The sequence below is a fragment of the Micromonospora sp. NPDC003241 genome (assembly GCF_053589795.1).
In genome coordinates, this window is record NZ_JBSFSO010000002.1 from 137,337 (window position 1) to 151,834 (window position 14,498).

Sequence of the window (14,498 nt, forward strand, 5' to 3'; positions counted from 1 at the left end):
TGTGCTTCCGCGCGGCCGGCGGTCTCTGCCGGCGGCGCGAGTGGTAGGTCTCCATTGACCCGGGTCGGACCCTAACGGCGGCCTCGTACACCTGTCAACGCATTGACAGGTGTACGTCTCACCAGGGGTGGAAAGGGCAGGTGGGAGGCTTCGGGGAAATTGTCCGTCGGCGATGAGATGCCCCTTCCGCCCGCTGCGTCCCACGAGACGGAAAACCGATCCTCGGACGTCTGTCAGCGGACATCTGGATCAGGTACCGTGCGCTCTCACGGCCGTGGCTTCCGGCCAGCGGGGACGAACCGAAGGGACACCGCGTGACTGTGCAGAGCCCGGTCCGAAAGGTTTGCCTGGTAGTGGCGGTGGCCGCTCTCGTCGCGATGGCGGGATGCGCCAAGGAGGACAAGAGCGAGGTCCAGGCCAGCGGCGTCAAACTCATCGAAAAGGGCAAGCTGACCGTTTGCACACATCTGCCGTATCCGCCGTTTCAGTCCAAGGACGCGGCCGGCGAGGTGATCGGCTTCGACGTCGAGATGATCGACCTGGTCGCCCAGGAACTCGGCGTGGAACAACGGATCGTCGACACGCCGTTCGAGGGGATCAAGTCCGGCCAGGACCTGAACACCGGCAAGTGCGACGTGGCCGCCGCCGGAATGACGATCACCGAAGAGCGGCAGAAGGTGATGGACTTCTCCGCGCCCTATTTCGACGCGACCCAGGCGATGCTGGTCAAGACCGGTAAGCCGTACAAGTCGCTGGACGACCTGCGCGGCAAGAAGGTCGCGGTCCAGGCCGCCACCACCGGCCGCGACTACGCCCGTGGGCTCGCGGCGGAGAAGGGTCTCGAACTCGTCGAGTTCGAGGACCTGGCCGCCGAGCAGCAGGCCCTCGCCAACGGGCAGGTCGAGGCGGCCATCAACGACCTGCCGGTCTGGACCGAGTACATCAAGGAGAACCCGGGCGGGTTCGAGGTGGCGGCCGAGTTCGACACCGGTGAGCAGTACGGCTTCTCGGTCCGCAAGGACGAGAACCCCGAGTTGCTCAAGACCATCAACGAGGTGCTCGACCGGGCCAAGCAGGACGGCACCTACGAGCGGGTCTACGAGAAGTGGATCGGCCCACGGCCGTGAAGCTACGTCGTCGCCAGCGCGAGCGACTGTCCCTCTGGCTGCAATACCTGGCCTTCGTGGCGGTCGTCGCGCTGGTGATCGCCAGCGCCGACTGGGGCAGGCTCGCCGACGCCTTCTTCCGCGTCGACATCATCAAGTCGATGTTCCCGACGATCATCACGGTCGCGTTGCGGAACACGATTCTCTATACGTTGGGCGCGTTCGCCTTCGGTCTCGTGTTCGGCACGCTGCTGGCGTTGATGCGGTTGTCCCGGGTGGCGCCGTACCGCTGGGTCGCGACCGCGTACATCGAGTTGTTCCGGGGGCTGCCCGCGCTGCTGGTGCTCTTCCTGGTCGGGTACGGCATCCCGATCGCCTTCCCGGAGCGGGAGATTCCCGGCGGCGTGTTCGGCTCGATCGCGATCGGTCTCGGGTTGACCGCTGCGGCGTACATGGCCGAGACCATTCGCGCCGGTATCCAGGCGGTTCCCAAGGGGCAGATGGAGGCGGCCCGTACGCTCGGCATGTCGCACTTCACCGCGATGCGCGCCATCGTCATCCCGCAGGCGTTCCGGATCGTGATTCCGCCGTTGACGAACGAACTCATCCTGCTCACCAAGGATTCGTCGCTCGCCTACGTGCTCGGCGTGACCGCGCAGACCATCGAGATCACGAAATTCGGCCGGGACGCGCTCAACGACCGGGTGAACGCCACTCCGTTGCTGGTCGCCGGCTTCACCTATCTGCTCATCACGTTGCCGTTGTCCCAGCTCGTACGGCGTCTCGAACTTCGTTACGCGAAAGCCCGGTGATCCGGAATGTCGAATGATCAGGCCCGGCCCGCCGTACGGATCAGTGATCTGCACAAGTCGTTCGGTTCGCTGGAGGTGCTTCGCGGTATCGACGTCGAGGTCGGTCACGGCGAGGTCGTCTGTGTCATCGGGCCGTCCGGTTCCGGTAAGTCGACGCTGCTGCGGTGCGTGAATCTGCTGGAGCAACCCACCTCCGGCCGGATCTGGGTCGGCGACGTCGAGATGACCGATCCCGATGTCGAGATCGACACGGTTCGCCGGGGCATCGGCATGGTGTTCCAGTCGTTCAACCTCTTTCCGCACCTGACCGTGCTGGACAACCTCACCATCGCCCAGCGTCGGGTGCTGCGACGCGGTCGCGCGGAGGCCGAGCGGATCGCGCGGGGCAACCTGGCGCGGGTCGGTCTGACCGACAAGGCCGACGCCTTCCCGGCGCAGCTCTCGGGTGGGCAGCAGCAGCGGGCGGCGATCGCCCGGTCGTTGTCCATGGACCCGGAGCTGATGCTCTTCGACGAGCCGACCTCCGCCCTCGATCCGGAGTTGGTCGGCGACGTGCTCACCGTGATGCGGAAGCTGGCCGAGGACGGTATGACGATGATGGTGGTGACCCACGAGATGGCGTTCGCCCGGGAGGCCGCCGACCGGGTGGTGTTCATGGACGGTGGGGTGGTGGTCGAACAGGGCCCGCCGCAGGAGGTGCTCGGTGCCCCCCGGCACGAGCGGACCCGGGCGTTCCTCGCCCGGGTGCTCGACCCGACCCACGTCGCGGAACTGGGTCGGCCCGACCGTGCACCGGAGCCGCCTTCGGCTGGTGACGACGGTCGGTGACGCTTCACCGCGTGCCGGTGGCCGCCAGGTCGCCGGTGCCCCCCTCGATGCGTTAGCCTAACGATCGTTCAGGCTGGTTGACCCGTGCCGGAGTGCCGGTGTCGGGTATGGCGGCGAGGGGGCGGCGTGACGCTCGACGGTGAGGCTCTGGAGCAGCTACGCAAGCGGGTCCGCGCCGGTGGCGCGGAGAAATACCACGCGGCGAACGCGGCCAAGGGCAAGATGTTCGCCCGGGAACGGGTCGCACTGCTGGTGGACGAGGGGTCGTTCGTCGAGGACGGGCTCTACGCGAACGCGCTCGCCGACGGCCTGCCGGCCGACGGCGTGGTCACCGGCACCGCCACCATCGACGGCCGCCAGGTCTGCCTGATGGCCAACGACTCGACGGTCAAGGCCGGCAGTTGGGGCGCGCGAACCGTCGAAAAGATCATCCGGACTATCGAGCGGGCGTACGACACCGGCGTGCCGATGGTCTATCTGGTCGACTCGGCCGGCGCCCGGATCACCGACCAGGTCGACCTGTTCCCGGGCCGACGCGGCGCAGGCAAGATCTTCTGGAACCAGGTACGCGCCTCCGGCTCGATCCCGCAGGTCTGCGCGCTGTTCGGGCCGAGCGCGGCGGGTGGCGCCTACATCCCGGCGTTCTGCGACGTGGTGGCGATGGTGGACGGCAACGCCAGCATGTATCTCGGCTCCGACCGGATGGTCGAGATGGTCACCGGCGAGAAGACCACGCTGGAGGCGATGGGCGGGGCCAAGGTGCACTGTGCCGAGTCCGGTGTGGGGCACTTCCTCTGCAAGTCCGAGGCCGAGGCGCTCGACGTGGTCAAGCGCTACCTGTCCTATCTGCCGGCGAACTGGACGCAGCGTCCGCCGGCCGCCGAGGCCGCCGAGGCGCCCGAGAAGGCGGACCTGGCCGCGCTGGTGCCGGCGAGCGAGCGCCAGGCGTTCGACATGCGGCGGTACGTCAAGGGCCTGCTCGACGACGGTTCCTTCTTCGAGATCCAGGCGCTCTGGGCCAAGGAGCTGACCATAGGCTTCGGTCGGCTGAACGGCGAGGTCGTCGGCGTGGTCGGCAACAACTCGATGTTCAAGGGCGGCGTGCTCTTCGTCGACTCGGCCGACAAGGCGACCCGCTTCGTGCAGCTCTGCGACGCGTTCAACGTGCCGCTGCTGTTCCTGAGTGACGTACCCGGCTTCATGGTCGGCAGCGCGGTGGAGAAGCAGGGCATCATCCGGCACGGCGCAAAGATGATCACCGCGATCTCCGAGGCGACCGTACCCAAGATCTGTGTGGTGGTCCGCAAGGCGTACGGTGCCGGGCTCTATGCCATGGCCGGGCCGGGCTTCGAGCCGGACGCCACGATCGCCCTGCCCACCGCGAAGATCGCGGTGATGGGGGCCGAGGCCGCGGTGAACGCCGTCTACGCCAACAAGATCGCCGCGATCGAGGACGAGGCCGAGCGGGCCGCCTTCGTCGCCGCGAAGCGCGAGGAGTACGAGCGGGACATCGACATCGTGCGGCTGGCCAGCGAACTGGTGGTCGACGCGATCGTGGAACCGCATCAGCTCCGCGCCGAACTGGTCCGCCGGTTCACCGCCGCCCGGGGCAAGGAGCGGCACTTCTCCCGCCGTCGGCACGGCGTCACCCCCGTCTGAACCGTCGCACCGGCACCAGCCAGCACCGGCACCGCCCCGGCGTCACGAGCGCCCGGCGGGCACGTCCGCACAGGAGGAACCCGATGGACTTCCGGCTCACCGAGGAACACGAGGCGCTGCGCGAGAGCGTGCGGGAATTCGCCCGCGAGGTGGTCGCGCCGGTCATCGCCGAGCACTACGAGCAGCACACCTTTCCGTACGAGGTGGTCCGGCAGATGGGCAAGATGGGCCTGTTCGGCCTGCCCTTCTCCGAGGAGTACGGCGGCATGGGCGGCGACTACTTCGCGCTCTGCCTGGTGTTGGAGGAGCTGGCCCGGGTCGACAGCAGCGTGGCGATCACCCTGGAGGCGGCGGTCTCCCTGGGCGCGATGCCGATCTATCGGTTCGGCACCGCCGAGCAGAAGGCGCGGTGGCTGCCGAAGCTGCTCAGCGGTGAGGCACTGGCCGGCTTCGGGCTCACCGAGCCCGGTTTCGGCTCGGACGCCGGTGGCACCGAGACCCGGGCGGTGCTGGACGAGACGACCGGCGAGTGGGTGATCAACGGCTCGAAGGCGTTCATCACGAACTCCGGCACCGACATCACCGCGCTGGTCACCGTCACCGCCGTCACCGGCACCCGCCCGGACGGCGCGAAGGAACTCTCCACCATCATCGTGCCGAGCGGGACGCCGGGCTTCACCGTCGCGCCGGGTTACTCGAAGGTGGGGTGGAACGCCTCGGACACCCACGAGCTGACCTTCGACGACTGCCGGGTGCCGGCGGAGAACCTGCTCGGCGAGCGCGGGCGGGGCTTCGCCCAGTTCCTGCGGATCCTGGACGAGGGCCGGATCGCGATCGCCGCGTTGGCCGTCGGGCTCGCCCAGGGCTGCGTCGACGAGTCGGTGAAGTACGCCGCCGAGCGGCACGCCTTCGGTCAGCCGATCGGCAACTACCAGGCGATCCAGTTCAAGATCGCCGACATGGAGTTGCGGGCGTACACCGCCCGGCTGGCGTACTACGACGCGGCGGCCCGGATGTTGGCGGGTGAGCCGTTCAAGCGGCAGGCCGCCATCGCCAAGCTGCACGCCAGCACCGTCGCGGTGGACAACGCCCGGGAGGCGACCCAGATCCACGGCGGCTACGGCTTCATGAACGAGTACCCGGTGGCCCGGTTCTGGCGGGACTCCAAGATCCTGGAGATCGGCGAGGGCACCTCCGAGGTGCAACGCATGATCATCGCTCGCGACCTGGGCATGTGAGCCCGCTCCGACTCCCGCCCGACGCGAGGCGGTGAGCGCGGCCTCGGGGTCCGGTCAGCCCGACGTCAGGAGGCGACGCAGGGTCGACCGGTCCGCCGCGTCCCGTTCGGCACGGGCGATCAGGTCACGGGCGTCGACCTGGTCGCCCGCCGGCCCGATCAGGACACCCCGGACCGCCGGATGTGCCAACCGCCAGCCACGGCGTAGCAGGTTCTCCTCGACCAGCCATACCGACGCGGCGGGCGGTTCGTCCCACTCGCAGTCGCCCGGATCGTCCGACAGTTCGCCCACCGGCACGTGCATGGCGGCGGCCAGCACCTCCCGGGGGCGGGTCCGGATCACCTCGATGGCCTCGACGTCGTCGACGGGCGGTCGGCCCAGCACCGCGGCCACGTCGGCCCGGACCGAACCGGCCTCCCCGGCGGCCCGGCGCAGCCACCAGCGCGGCGGGGAGTCGGCGAAGGTGTGCCAGCGGATGTAGCGCGGGTAGGGGATGTTCAACAGCCGTCGGGCCAGCCGGCGGCGCTCCCGCCCGGACAGCGGGGCGACCGGCACGGGGTGGGCGGTCGGCACCACCGGCGGTGGCGTCCTGCCGAGGGCACGTAGCGCGTCGGCGAGCCGGGGATGCAGGGTGGCGAGCACCTGCGCCTCGTCCTCACCCCACTCGACGTCGGGCGTCCCGTGTCGCAGCAGGTGCCGCCACCCGTCGTCCACGTCGCTGATCCCCACCTCGGCCGGCCGCCACCATCGGTGCTCGGGCAGCGCCGTGCTCTCCAGGAAGTCGGTGTACCCCTGCGCGACGGCGTCCGCCATCGCGAACGCCCGTGCCGCCGCATCGGCGCCCGCCGCGAGCACGGCGGCCTCGTCGGCGTCGCGCTGCACCTTGGCGGCGAAGCCGGCCAGCGTACGCCGGAACTCGGCGACCCGGCGCAGGTCCGGGCCCTCCTCGTACGTCTCGGCGCGCACCGCCTCGGCCCAGAGGTGCAGCAGGCCGACGACCAGACCGCAGTGGCGGTGGCGGAGCAGAGCCAGCCGGTGGCCGACCAACGCCCGCAGTTCGGTCGCGCCGAGGCAGTCGAGCAGTGGTAGGCCGATCAGCAGGTGTCGGCGCCGGTGTGCGACGGCCAGGTCCACCGTCGGGGTGCCGGTGAGCAGCACCTGGTCGGGCATCGGGGTACCCAGCCGATCGGCGGTCTCCGCCACCAGGCCGGAGAGTTCCGGGTGGGTACGCCGGGCCACCGGTACGCCACTGTGGCGGCCAGCCTGCGGCTGACGGCCGAGTAGTCCGGCATATCGGGCCAGCAACCAGCGGGCCTGTCGGGTGTCGAGGTCACCCGGCAACCTGTCGCGGGACATGGGCGGCATTGTGACCGTCGCTGGTTACTTCGATCAATGGCTGATCGTCCAGTGCTGTCGACTGGTCGGCCGCTGTCGGGTTTCTTCGCGGAGGGGTCGGGTGGCCGACGATCCCGTGTCCAGTGTCGGGTGTGGCCCGTAGTGTCCGTGGCCATGCCTCCGGGTCATGATCGTCGGGTCGGGCCGGTCACGCACGCCGGTCTCCCGGAACTGTTGCGGTCGCACCGCCTGGCCGCCGGCCTCACCCAGGCCGAGCTGGCGGTACGCGCTGGCGTCGGCATCCGGACGGTTCGTGACCTGGAACGGGGACGATCCGTACGCCCGCAGCGCACCACCGTCGAACTGCTCGCCGGAGCGCTCGAACTGACCGGTGACGCCCGCGCCGCGTTCCTGACCGCCGCGCGGGGGACGGGTACCGCGAGCGCGCCGTCGCACCCGGGTCCGGCACTGGGCCTGCCGCCTGCGCCGGACCTGATCGGCCGGGAGCAGGACGTGGCCGAGGTGACCGCGATGTTGACCGATCCGCGTGGCCCCCGGGTGATCAGCCTGGTGGGGCTGGCCGGGGTCGGCAAGACGGCGCTGGCGTTGGCGGCGGTGCACGCCGTCGCACCGGCCCATCCGGGTGGCGTGGCCGGGGTGCTGATCGGTGCCGGGTCCGACGTCACCGACGTGCTGGCCGCCTCGGTGACGGTGTTCGGTGCCGCCCGGATCACCGAACTGGCCGCCCGGCTCGGTGACCGGCGGGCCGTACTGCTGGTGGACGCGGCGGAACGCGCGCCGGGACCGGTGGCGGCCACCCTGCACCGGCTCGTCGGCGGGGTGCCGTCGCTGCGGGTGCTGGTCACCGGCCGGCATCCGGTCGGGCTGCCGGGGGAACGGGTCCGTCCGGTGTCGCCGCTGGACGTACCGCCGCCGGGCGGCACCGACCCTGGGGCGCTGGCCACCTATCCGGCGGTCGCGTTGTTCACCGCGCGGCTGGCCCAGGTACGCCCGGAGCCGCCGTCCGACGCCGAGTTGCCGGCGCTGGCGTCGCTGGTCCGGCGGCTGGGCGGACTGCCGCTGGCGATCGAGCTGATGGCCGCGCGCGGGCGACTGCTCGACCTCACCGAGTTGCTCGACCGGTACGGCGACCGGGTGCTGGACCTGGACACCTCGGGCGCGGCACGCGGCGGGTGGGAGGCGGGCCCGAGCCGGGGAGACGACGCGCGGGCGGCCGTGGCGGAGACCCTCCGCGACGCGGTGGCCACCAGCTACCGGTTGCTGGCCGACGAGGAGCGGGCCGCGTTGCGTCGGCTGGCCGCGTTCGGCAACCGCTGGTCGGTCGAGATGGCCGAGGAGATGCTCGCGGGCACGGGGGCCGGTGCCGATCCGGTGCCGATGCTGAACCGCTTCCTCGAGCTGGGGCTGCTGAGCGTACGCGGCACCGGACCGTTCCGGTTCCGGCTGGTCGACGCCGTCCGTGACTACGCGGTCGAGCAGGCGTCCGGTGCCGGTGAGTCGACCGCGATCCGGCGTCGGCACGCCCGGGTGGTGACCCGGTTGGTGGAGCGGACCGTCCCGGCGCTCAGCGGTGCCGGTGCGACCGTCGCGGCGCACCGGCTGGACGAGGTCACCGGCGACATCAGTTCGGCGCTGGCGTACGCGGCGGTGGACGATCCGCTGACCGCGCTGCGCCTGGCGGCGGCGCTGTCTCGCTGGTGGCGGCTGCGGGGTCGGGACGTCCTGGGGCGGCAGTGGCTGCTGCGGTTGCTCGCCGATCCGCGTACCGCCGATGCCGATCCGGCGTTGCGGGCGTGGGCGTCGCTCGGCGTCGCGATGCTCGCCGGTGAGCACGGCGCTGCGGGTGAGGAGTTGCCGACGGCACAGGCCGCACTGGCGGCGTTCCGGCGTCTCGGTGACGTGCCGGGCGAGTTGGAGGCGCGGAACGTGCTGGGTGCGCTGCTGTCCGCGACGGGTCGGCCGGGACAGGCCCGGGAGCAGGCGGAAGCGGTGCTGGCGGTGGCGACCGAGGCCGGCCTGCTCCGGCAGATGGCGATCGCGCAGCACCACCTGGCCTGGCACGAGATGCGGGTGGCCGACCTCGCTGCCGCCCGTCGTCGACTGGCCACCGTGGACCGTCTCGGTGGGCAGTGTGGGGAGCAGCGGCTGCGGGTGCTGGCCCGGGGCACGGTCGCGGAGGTGCTCCGCCTGGAGGGCCGGTACGTCGACGCGGTCGACGAGGCCCGGCGGGTCCTGGCGGCCCTGGCCGACCTGGGGGTGCCCCGGCACCGCCGTCGGGTGCTGGGCACGCTGGGTCTGGCGCTCGCCCAGGACGGCCGTGCGGCCGAGGCCGCCGAGGTGCTCGTCGAGCTGCGGCCGTTGGACGGGACCGGCGCGCTGATCGAGGGACACCTGGCCCGGCACCGGGGGGACCGGGAGGTCGCCGTGGAGTGGTTCGCCGCCGCGGCCGAGATGAACGGGGAGGACCGGGACCGGCGTCGGGTGGTGGAGGCGTTGGTCGGCCTCGCGGCGAGCACGGCGGACCCGGCGGTGCTCGATCGACTGGACCTCGCCTGTCGCGCGGGCGGCGTCCGGTTGCTGTCGCAGGAGCAGGAGCTGTTGTACGCGTTGTCGGTCGGCCGTCGGGCGTCGGCGGTGAGCCGGACAAGCGTGGACGGTGCCGGAAAGCACGGCGGGCCGGGCTCATGGCCCGGCCGACCGGCGGCGGAAACTGGGGTGGCGCGGGCGAGGAAGCCCCCTGTTACCACCCCTCGCTCATCGCCCGCGCCGATTCCCCCCAATGCGCCCCCGCTGCAGCGAGATTAGCGAGCGACCACTGCGAGGTCTGTCTGCTTTGCGGTGATATCGCCGGTTGCTCGCCTGGTTCTGCCGGTCCTTCTGCCGGTGCGGTCACGCTCGGGTGTGCGGACCGGCACCGAAGGTCGGACCGGGTGTGCCTGGGCGGGTGTCGCGCTCAGCACGGGGACGAATCAGGTGTTCTCCGGGTCGCTTCCTCGTCCGGGGCGGTGTCGCTGCTGCCGGCGGTCGCGCAGGGGTGGACGGCGTCGCGGATCTGCCGCAGGCCGTCCAGCAGGGCGGTCAGCGCCGCCGGGTCGAGTTGCCCGGTGAACCAGTCCTCGATGAGTTGAAGGTGGCCGGGCAGGCTCTCGTCGAGCCGGCGCAGGCCGGCCGGGGTCACCACGGCGTACGAACTGCGTCGGTCGGAGGGGCAGGCGCGTCGGGTGATCAGGCCGTCGCGTTCCATCCGGTCCACGACCCGGGTGACGCCGCTGGTGGAGAGCGACGTCTGCGCGGCGAGGTCGGTCATCCGCAGCTGGTTGCCGGGCGAGCGGGTGAGCCGGGTCAGCACCTCGAACTCGACCGCTGACAGCCCGTGCTCGTCGAGTTGCGTGGCGAAGCGGGCGGAGAGGCCCGCGTGCACCTCGAAGAGGAGGCCGACAGCGGTGATCCGAGGGTCGTCGAACACGTTCGGGTTCACCGGCCCATCCTATCAGTACTTGACACACGGAATATTGCTACGACTATAGTTGCTGTCGCAGTCGTTGGGCTACTAAACAATCTCTTCCGGAGGGCAGTCTCTCATGACCAGCAGCACCGAGCCGGTTACCCGCGAGTGGAACGGCCTCACCATCCCGGCGGCCGGCACCTACCTGCTGGACGCGGCGCACAAGCGCGTGGGCTTCGTCGCCCGGCACATGATGGTAAGCAAGGTTCGCGGTGAGTTCGCCGACGCCGCCGCCACCATCACCATCGCCGAGGAGCCCCTGGGGTCCACGGTCAGCGCCACCATCCAGGCCGCCAGCATCAACACCGCGCAGGCCGACCGGGACGCGCACCTGCGCAGCCCGGAGTTCCTCGACGCCGAGCAGTTCCCCACCCTGGAGTACCGCAGCACCGGCGTGAAGTCGCACGAGGGCAACGAGTTCGTGCTCGACGGTGAGCTGACCATCAAGGGCGTGACGCGTCCGGTGGAGCTGAAGGTCGAGTTCGAGGGTGTCGGCCGCAGCCCGTTCGGCCAGGACATCTTCGGCTTCTCGGCGAGCACCGAGATCGACCGGGAGGACTTCGGTCTGACCTGGAACGTGGCCCTGGAGTCCGGCGGCGTGCTGGTCGGCAAGAAGGTCAAGATCGAGATCGAGGGCGAGGGCATTCGCCAGTCCTGATCGTCCCCGTACGCCGACGGGCCCGCGCCGACCGCGCGGGCCCGTCGGCGTTCCGGTGACGGTCGCGGTGCGGTTTGTCACAGGTTGTTAGCAGGGGGTCGGGTGGCGCGACGGACCCGGCCGGGTAGGAATGCCCGCGGGAGCGGCTCACCCGCCCCGTCGATGGGTCCGACCCACCCGCAAGGCGGGTGGACTGCGGCAATGGACCGATCTTCGGGCCATCCGGTTCGGCGCTTTCACCGAGTATGGTTCACACTGCGCTGCGGAACGGCACCGTTCCGTCGCGTCGCGCGCCGGGAGGAAACATGGGCAGGGACGTCGACCGAGCCGCCTTCTCCCGTGAGGATCGGATCCGGTACCGCCAGAAGGTCCGCCGCTGTCTGGACGTCTTCGCGTTGATGCTGGACGACTTCGGGTTCGACGCCGACCGGCCGATGACCGGGCTGGAGATCGAGCTCAACCTGGTCGACCCGCTCGCCGAGCCGGCGATGCGCAACGAGGAGATCCTCGCCGCCATCGCCGATCCGTTGTTCCAGACCGAGCTGGGCCAGTTCAATCTGGAGTTGAACGCCAACCCCCGGCTCATCTCCAACGGCGGGTTCGCCGACTACGAGCGTGACCTGCGCGGCAGCCTGGACCGGGCGAACGAGCGGGCGGCCCGCTCGGACACCCGGATCGTCCTGGTCGGCATCCTGCCCACGCTGACCGAGCGCCACCTGGTCGCCGACAACCTCTCCACCAACGAGCGGTACCGAGTCCTCAACGACCAGATCGTCGGTGCCCGGGGCGAGGACATCGAACTCGACATCCGTGGCGTCGAGCGCCTGCGTACGCACACCGACTCGATCGCGCCGGAGGCCGCCTGCACCAGCCTCCAGTTCCACCTCCAGGTCGCGCCGGACAGCTTCGCCGACTACTGGAACGCCTCCCAGGCCATCGCCGGAGTGCAGGTGGCGGTGGGCGCGAACTCGCCCTTCCTGTACGGCCGCCAACTCTGGGCGGAGACCCGGATCGCCCTGTTCGAGCAGGCCACCGACACCCGGCCGGACGAGCTGAAGGCGCAGGGCGTACGCCCCCGGGTCTGGTTCGGGGAACGCTGGATCACGTCCATCTTCGACCTTTTCGAGGAGAACGTCCGCTACTTCCCGCCGCTGCTGCCGATCTGCGAGACCGAGGACCCGGTGGAGGTGCTGCACGCGGGCGGCGTACCGGAGCTTGCGGAGTTGCGCCTGCACAACGGCACCGTCTACCGCTGGAACCGGCCGGTCTACGACATCATGGACGGCCGCCCGCACCTGCGGGTGGAGAACCGGGTGCTGCCCGCCGGGCCGACCGTGGTCGACATGCTGGCCAACGCGGCCTTCTACTTCGGGCTGGCCCGTGGCCTGGCCGAGGCCGACCGGCCGATCTGGAGCCAGCTCACCTTCAGCTCCGCCGAGGAGAACTTCCACGCCGCCGCCCGACGGGGCATGGACGCCGTACTGCACTGGCCACGGCTCGGTGAGGTGCCGGTCACCACGCTGGTGCTGGACGTCCTGCTGCCGATAGCCGCCGCCGGGCTCGACGGGTTCGGGGTGTCCCCGGCGGAGCGGGACCGCCTGCTCGGCATCATCGAGCAGCGTTGCCGTACCGGACGCAACGGTGCGGTCTGGCAGACCGCTGCGGTGTGGGCCGCCGAGCGGCAACACGGCCTGGACCGGACCGCAGCCCTGCACCACATGCTCCAGCGCTACGCCGAGTTGCAGCGCACCAACGAGCCGGTGCACACCTGGCCCATCGACTGACCGTCGCGACGACGCCGCGCAACTCGGCGCGCACGGCCGGGGTCAGCGGCTGCGGCGGCCCCGCCGACCGGTGCCCTCGGGTGGGGTGTCGGTGCCGGACGAGCCGTCGTCCGACGGCGTGGTGGCAGATGTGGGCGACGTCGACGCCCCGTCGGGGGCCGGTGCCGCGCCCGGTGAGGCCGGAGTGGCGGGTGCACCGTCGTCACCGGCCGACCCACTCCGCCCGCTGTCCGTGCCGTTCCTGGCGCCGAGCCGCCGCCGGGCCGGGCTGGTGCTCCGGGTCGCGGCGCGTACGGGTTCCTTGTCGTCGGCTCCCACCGGCCCGTCGACCGTCGTCGCCGGGTCGGGCGAGGTGGGGTCGACTGCGGTCGAGCCGGGCGCCGTCCGGGTACGCGCGTCGCTGTCGTCGGCCACCGGTGCGGTGGCCGCGTCGTCGGCCGCCACGCGTTGCCGGGGCACCCGGGGCGCGTCGCCGGTGGGCGGCAGCTCCTGCCTGCGCCGGGCAGCCCGCTGGGCGAGCGCCGCGACCAGGACCGACCCGCCGATGCCGACGATCACCGCGTACGGGGCGATCAGGTGGGCCGACACCTGTTCCGGGCTGATCGCGGTCAGCCTCGGCACGGCCAGGAAGTAGGCGACGGCCACCAGCAGCGGTCCGGCGGCACCGGACGCGGTGGCGCCGACCCGCCGGTGGGCTGGGCGGACGCCGTGGCGGGCGGCCAGCGCGCCGATCAGCAGCGCCGAGCCGAGCGAGAGGACCGCCCCGGGCCAGTAGAAGTAGTCGCGGACCCAGAACTGGGGGTTGTCCGAGCTGAGTTGCCAGATACCGAGCTGGGCCGTGGTGAGTCCGCGACCGGCGAGCACCGAGTCGACGACGGCGACCACGGCGAGCAGCCAGAGCCAACCGGCGGTGGCGATGACGTTGGTGGCGGCGGCCCGGCACCGCAGTGCCCAGACCGCCACCAGCACTCCGACCAGTACGCCGATCGCGGCGTAGCCGGCGGCCATGTTCCGTGGGGACGGGGTGTCCGGCACCTCCGCGACCCGTGCCGGCACGGCGACCAGCAGCACGGTGATCAGTGCGCCCAGCCCGGCGGCACCGGCCAGCGCGATCCACCAGAGGCCACCGCCGTCACCGACCTCACTCGACCCGGCGGCATGGGATCGGACGTCGTCGGACCGGACGGTGTCGGTCCGAGCGGTGTCGGCCCCGACCGTCTCGGACTGCGGGGCGGTGGCGGCCGACGGGACGGAGCCGGTGGGCGTACCGGCGTCGGGGGGTGCGATGGTCGGACCGGATGCGGGGTGCGGGCCGGTGCGGCGGTCGCGTAGGCGTTGCGCGCAGACCGCGCCGAAGATCGTCGAGGTGGCGGCGATCCAGGTGGCCCAGATCAGGCTCGCCACCCAGGCCGCGGTGCCGGCGGTCGCCTCGGTCGGTGCCCAGTTGAGAATGCCCAGGCCGTATCCGAAGCCCAGTTGGGCGGCCCCGGCGCCGGCTGCCACGCCGGCCGCGGTGGCGATCGATCCTCCCCAGCCCTGTCTGGCCATGCCG

General features: G+C 71.3%; 10 protein-coding genes and 1 pseudogene. 8 read left to right on the top strand and 3 right to left on the bottom strand.

Annotation, left to right across the window (positions count from 1 at the left end):
* Positions 1 to 314 precede the first annotated feature (314 nt).
* From ACWDVW_RS02375 to ACWDVW_RS02395, 5 genes are all read left to right on the top strand, one after another.
* Positions 315 to 1,127 (top strand): basic amino acid ABC transporter substrate-binding protein, encoded by an 813-nt coding sequence (locus ACWDVW_RS02375; protein ID WP_449943770.1) that lies wholly within the window; start codon positions 315 to 317, stop codon positions 1,125 to 1,127.
* The gene (locus ACWDVW_RS02380; RefSeq protein ID WP_449943773.1) at positions 1,124 to 1,918 is read left to right on the top strand and encodes an amino acid ABC transporter permease; all 795 of its coding nucleotides are present in this window, start codon (positions 1,124 to 1,126) and stop codon (positions 1,916 to 1,918) included. Before ACWDVW_RS02375 ends, ACWDVW_RS02380 begins: the two co-directional genes overlap by 4 nt.
* 6 nt (positions 1,919 to 1,924) lie before the next feature.
* Positions 1,925 to 2,746 (top strand): amino acid ABC transporter ATP-binding protein, encoded by an 822-nt coding sequence (locus tag ACWDVW_RS02385; protein ID WP_449943776.1) that lies wholly within the window; start codon positions 1,925 to 1,927, stop codon positions 2,744 to 2,746.
* A 126-nt stretch (positions 2,747 to 2,872) separates the two neighbouring features.
* Positions 2,873 to 4,405: an acyl-CoA carboxylase subunit beta gene (locus ACWDVW_RS02390; RefSeq protein WP_396743893.1), complete on the top strand. Its 1,533-nt coding sequence runs from the start codon at positions 2,873 to 2,875 to the stop codon at positions 4,403 to 4,405.
* A gap of 83 nt (positions 4,406 to 4,488) precedes the next feature.
* Positions 4,489 to 5,643 carry an acyl-CoA dehydrogenase family protein gene (locus tag ACWDVW_RS02395; protein ID WP_449943780.1) on the top strand — a complete coding sequence of 385 codons (1,155 nt, stop codon included), beginning with the start codon at positions 4,489 to 4,491 and terminating at the stop codon, positions 5,641 to 5,643.
* Between the two features lie 54 nt (positions 5,644 to 5,697).
* Here ACWDVW_RS02395 and ACWDVW_RS02400 read toward each other — a convergent pair whose 3' ends face one another.
* Positions 5,698 to 6,999 (bottom strand): hypothetical protein, encoded by a 1,302-nt coding sequence (locus tag ACWDVW_RS02400; RefSeq protein WP_449943783.1) that lies wholly within the window; start codon positions 6,997 to 6,999, stop codon positions 5,698 to 5,700.
* 153 nt (positions 7,000 to 7,152) lie between these two features.
* Here ACWDVW_RS02400 and ACWDVW_RS02405 point away from each other — a divergent pair.
* Positions 7,153 to 9,612 (top strand): annotated as a pseudogene (locus ACWDVW_RS02405) (ATP-binding protein); the annotation flags it as partial.
* Positions 9,613 to 9,952: 340 nt separating this feature from the next.
* Here ACWDVW_RS02405 and ACWDVW_RS02410 read toward each other — a convergent pair.
* Positions 9,953 to 10,477 (bottom strand): MarR family winged helix-turn-helix transcriptional regulator, encoded by a 525-nt coding sequence (locus tag ACWDVW_RS02410; protein WP_449943786.1) that lies wholly within the window; start codon positions 10,475 to 10,477, stop codon positions 9,953 to 9,955.
* 103 nt (positions 10,478 to 10,580) lie between these two features.
* On the opposite strand from ACWDVW_RS02410, the gene ACWDVW_RS02415 reads away from it, so the two are divergent.
* A complete protein-coding gene (locus ACWDVW_RS02415) occupies positions 10,581 to 11,162 on the top strand; it encodes a YceI family protein (RefSeq protein ID WP_350697928.1) in 582 nt (193 codons plus the stop codon).
* A gap of 305 nt (positions 11,163 to 11,467) precedes the next feature.
* On the top strand, positions 11,468 to 12,946 hold the full coding sequence (locus ACWDVW_RS02420; protein WP_449943790.1) for a glutamate--cysteine ligase: 1,479 nt from the start codon (positions 11,468 to 11,470) through the stop codon (positions 12,944 to 12,946).
* Positions 12,947 to 12,988: 42 nt separating this feature from the next.
* Here ACWDVW_RS02420 and ACWDVW_RS02425 read toward each other — a convergent pair whose 3' ends face one another.
* Positions 12,989 to 14,494 carry a hypothetical protein gene (locus ACWDVW_RS02425; protein ID WP_449943793.1) on the bottom strand — a complete coding sequence of 502 codons (1,506 nt, stop codon included), beginning with the start codon at positions 14,492 to 14,494 and terminating at the stop codon, positions 12,989 to 12,991.
* Positions 14,495 to 14,498 lie beyond the last annotated feature (4 nt).

Excerpts from the sequence above, each read along its gene's own strand:
- ACWDVW_RS02415 (WP_350697928.1), top strand. The coding sequence starts at position 10,581 with ATGACCAGCAGCACCGAGCCGGTTACCCGCGAGTGGAACGGCCTCACC.
- ACWDVW_RS02425 (WP_449943793.1), bottom strand. The coding sequence starts at position 14,494 with ATGGCCAGACAGGGCTGGGGAGGATCGATCGCCACCGCGGCCGGCGTG.
- ACWDVW_RS02395 (WP_449943780.1), top strand. The coding sequence starts at position 4,489 with ATGGACTTCCGGCTCACCGAGGAACACGAGGCGCTGCGCGAGAGCGTG.
- ACWDVW_RS02420 (WP_449943790.1), top strand. The coding sequence starts at position 11,468 with ATGGGCAGGGACGTCGACCGAGCCGCCTTCTCCCGTGAGGATCGGATC.
- ACWDVW_RS02385 (WP_449943776.1), top strand. The coding sequence starts at position 1,925 with ATGTCGAATGATCAGGCCCGGCCCGCCGTACGGATCAGTGATCTGCAC.
- ACWDVW_RS02400 (WP_449943783.1), bottom strand. The coding sequence starts at position 6,999 with ATGTCCCGCGACAGGTTGCCGGGTGACCTCGACACCCGACAGGCCCGC.